This is a genomic window from Streptomyces thermovulgaris, assembly GCF_002155915.1.
Lineage (GTDB): Bacteria > Actinomycetota > Actinomycetes > Streptomycetales > Streptomycetaceae > Streptomyces > Streptomyces thermovulgaris.
On sequence record NZ_MUME01000581.1, the window covers coordinates 1 to 698 of the forward strand.

Consider the following 698-nt stretch of genomic DNA (forward strand, 5'->3'; position numbering starts at 1 on the left):
AGGATCTGAGCCCGGCCGGGGAGCCCCGGCCGGGCTCAGATCCTGCCGCGGCACAGCTCCAGCAGGGTCATCGCCAGGGTCGTGCCGGGCTTGCCCAGGGCCTCCCGGTAGCGGTTGAGGATCTCCATCTCGCGGGCGAGATTCACCCGCCGGCCGCCGGAGGCGATCCGGGCCTCCTGGATGACGGTGGAGACGGCCATGCGCTCCTGGATCAGACCGATGATCCGGTCGTCCAGTGCGTCGATGCGCTCCCGGGCGTCGGCGATCACGGTCGCGGCCTCGTCGGTCCGGGCTCCGGTCCTCTCGGTTGCGGTGGCGGTCATCTCGGGGCTCCTTGCTGGGTCGGTGGCGGTGCCCCGGAGCGGCAAGGACCGGGAAACGCCAGGCGCCCCGGACCTTGTCGGCCCGGGGCGCCTGGGAAGTCGCTTGGCGGTGGCTCAAGCAGCACGACCATGGCAGCCGGCGGGCCGGATGCCATAGGTAAAGAAGAAGGTCGACTGCGTGAGCATGGGCTCAGTATGCCACCCCTCACCGAGAGGAGTGAGTCGTTCCGCCGTCCGTCTCACCATCCGGTCCCGCCGTCCGTTCCCCGTCTGTTCCTCCCCGCCGTCGTCCTCGCTGTCCTTCCCCGTCCTTCCCGCTGCCTGTCCCTGCCGTCCGGCCGCCCGGCCCGCGGGCGGACGGCAGGGACAGGCAGC

General features: G+C 71.6%; 1 protein-coding gene. It reads right to left on the reverse strand.

Annotation, left to right across the window (positions count from 1 at the left end):
- Positions 1–35 precede the first annotated feature (35 nt).
- Positions 36–368, reverse strand: a complete 333-nt coding sequence (locus CCN35_RS27435) for a chorismate mutase (RefSeq protein WP_079129728.1) — start codon at positions 366–368, stop codon at positions 36–38.
- Positions 369–698 lie beyond the last annotated feature (330 nt).